General features: G+C 72.0%; 2 protein-coding genes. One reads left to right on the forward strand and one right to left on the reverse strand.

The window, feature by feature from the left end:
* Positions 1-210 precede the first annotated feature (210 nt).
* On the reverse strand, positions 211-1467 hold the full coding sequence (locus tag DZF91_RS25535; protein WP_117359759.1) for a helix-turn-helix domain-containing protein: 1257 nt from the start codon (positions 1465-1467) through the stop codon (positions 211-213).
* Between the two features lie 372 nt (positions 1468-1839).
* Here DZF91_RS25535 and DZF91_RS25540 point away from each other — a divergent pair.
* Positions 1840-2823, forward strand: a 984-nt coding sequence (locus tag DZF91_RS25540; RefSeq protein WP_117359760.1) for an ABC transporter ATP-binding protein, incomplete at its 3' end; no start/stop codon positions are given.

The following is a 2823-nucleotide window of genomic DNA, read 5'->3' on the forward strand; positions in this document are numbered from 1 at the left end:
CCGCCGCCGCGGCGAAGCCCGGCGGTGGGTCAGGCCCCGGGCCGGCCGCGCGGGCGGGCGCGGGCGGACCGGGGTCCGGGGGTGGGATCGCTCCAGTCGCGCCGAGCGGGGGTCCCCACGCGATGGAACGGCTCGTAGGTGGTGAAGCACCCCGACGTTAGATCAGGCGTTCGGTGTGACGCGGGACACTTGGGTAAGGAGTGAGTAAAATCACTTTGTGCCCCTTTTGCGTGACCCTGGGTCCCGCTCGGCCCGGGTCGCGGACGGGTCGTCGTCGTGCATCAGGGCGGCGGCCCGCAGCGTCACGTCCAGGGCGAACCGGGTCTTCGGATCGCCCAGGCTGTCGCCCAGGTAGTGGTCGAGCTGCCGCAGCCGGTACCGCACGGTCTGCGGGTGGACGCGCAGGCTCTCGGCGATGTCCACGGCCGTCCCGCGGGTGGTCACCCACTCGGTCAGCGTCGCGGTCAGCTTCCGCCGGTGCCCCGCCGTCAGGTCGGCGAGCGGGGCCAGGTGCCGCCGGGCCATCTCGTCCGCCAGGACGGTGTCCGACAGCAGCCACAGCGTCGTCAGGTGCTCCTCGCATGGGATGAGCGGGCCGCTCGGGACGACCCCCTCCCGGGCGAGCGCCAGCAGCCGCGTCGCCCAGCGCAGGCTGTGCGCCACGCGGCCCAGCGGCAGCGTCAGGCCGAGCACGCTGTCGGCCTCCTCCAGCGCCGCCCCGAGCATCGCCGCGCGCGCCGGGGTGAACGGCCCCGGCACCAGCAGCCGCGGCTCGCCGTCGTCCAGGTCGACCAGGACGTCGCCGTCCAGCGCCGAGCGGGTGACCGGCGCGCCGGGCGCGACCGCGACGGCCGTCGCGACCTCCGGCAGCGGCCACCACGCGGCGTCCCGGGCCAGCTCCTCCACCGCCTCGGCGGACGCGGGCGGCTGCTGCAGCAGCGTGCGCAGCAGCTCCCGGCGCACCTCGCGGTGGTGCAGGTCGGCGTGCTTGAGCGCCTCCCGGTGCCCCACCCTGGACGCGGCGACCGCCTCGTCCATGTAGACGATCATCGCCTCGACCAGGCCGGTGAGCTGCCCGCCGGGCACGCCCTCGCGCTCGGCGACGGCGGCGGTGCGCCGGTAGCAGACGTGGAAGGCCGTCCGGTAGGCGGCCTGCAGCAGGTCCAGGCTGCGGCCCTCGATGGCCTCGAAGTGGCCGAGCGCGCGGCACGTCTCGTCCCGTTCGGCGAGCCCGGGGCCGTCGCCGGCGACCTGGTCGACGAACGCGGTGAGCAGCTGCTCCACCCCGACCCGGAGGATGCGGCCGTAGGCGGAGTCGGCCGGCCGGTCGTACTCCGGGACGGTCCGCCGGATCTCCGCGTCCACCTCGTCGATCGCGGCCGGCAGCTCCTCGCGCATCAGCCCGGCCAGGCGCCGGGACACCCGGATGTCGAGCGGTCCGGAGAACTGGTCCAGCGTGTCGGTCAAGACCTCACCACCTCGGACGAGAGTGATTCGCAGCACGCGTGTGATCCAGGGCACGCGGAGCTTAGGCACGCGCCCGGTGCTGGACAAGGGTCCCAGCCGAAGATGCCTCGCCAGTACTACACGGATGACAAGTCTGTGCGATGTCGTTACTCGTGTTCTGACAAACCCGGGTGCGCGGCGGGTGCGTGAAATCCGGTTACCGGCCGGTACTAACTTCGGGTGGATTCTCCGGGCCCAAAGAACTCATGCGATGACAACCGGTCCGTAGAGTTGCCGATTCGATGCATTCGACTATTGAGTTCTCCGCAGTTCCCGCCGTACGGTCGCCGCCACGGCAACAAACATTCGACTCAGGTTCGCTGGCGGTGGTTCGTGGGAATTGAGGTCGCCGTCGAGGGACTGACGAAATCCTTCGGCACGCAGACGATCTGGCGGGACGTCACCCTGACGCTTCCCGCCGGAGAGGTCACCGTGCTGCTCGGTCCGTCCGGCACGGGCAAGACCGTGTTCCTCAAGTCCCTCATCGGGCTCATCAAACCGGAGAAGGGCACCGTCCTGGTGGACGGCGTGGACATGGTGAACGACCCGGACCGCCGCGTCTTCCGCGAGCGCAAGCGGTTCGGGCTCATGTTCCAGGACGGGGCCATGTTCGGCTCCCTGAACCTGTACGACAACATCGCCTTCCCGCTGCGCGAGCACACCCGCAAGACCGAGGCCGAGATCCGGCGCATCGTGCTGGAGAAGATGGACACCGTCGGCCTGGCGGGGGAGGAGAAGAAGGTCCCCGGGCAGATCTCCGGCGGCATGCGCAAGCGCGCCGGTCTCGCCCGCGCGCTGGTGATGGACCCCGAGGTCATCCTCTGCGACGAGCCCGACTCGGGCCTGGACCCCGTCCGCACCGCGCACCTGTCCCAGCTCCTCATCGACGTCAACGCGCGGATCGACGCGACGATGCTGATCGTCACGCACAACATCGAGATCGCCAGCACCGTCCCGGACAACATCGGCATGCTCTACCGGCGCGACCTGGTCGCGTTCGGCCCCCGCGAGACCGTGATCGCCTCCGACGACCCGGTGATCGCGCAGTTCCTGCGCGGCAGCCCGGAGGGGCCGATCGGGATGAGCGAGGAGAAGGACGCCGCGCTGCTCGCCGAGGAGGCCGCCCGCGCCAGGAACCGGCCCCGGCCGATCGCCCGGCCCATCGAGATCCCGGCGCAGCTGCGGCCCAGCCCCGGCGAGCCCGAGCGGTCCGCGGAGCTGCGGCACGCCGCGCGGGTGGACGCGATGCTGCCGTCCCTCCCGCCCGAGGCCGTCGCCGCCATCCGGCGCGGCCGGGCAGCGACCGCGGAGGCCGCC

Source organism: Actinomadura logoneensis, assembly GCF_003428695.1.
GTDB classification, from domain to species: Bacteria; Actinomycetota; Actinomycetes; order Streptosporangiales; family Streptosporangiaceae; genus Spirillospora; species Spirillospora logoneensis.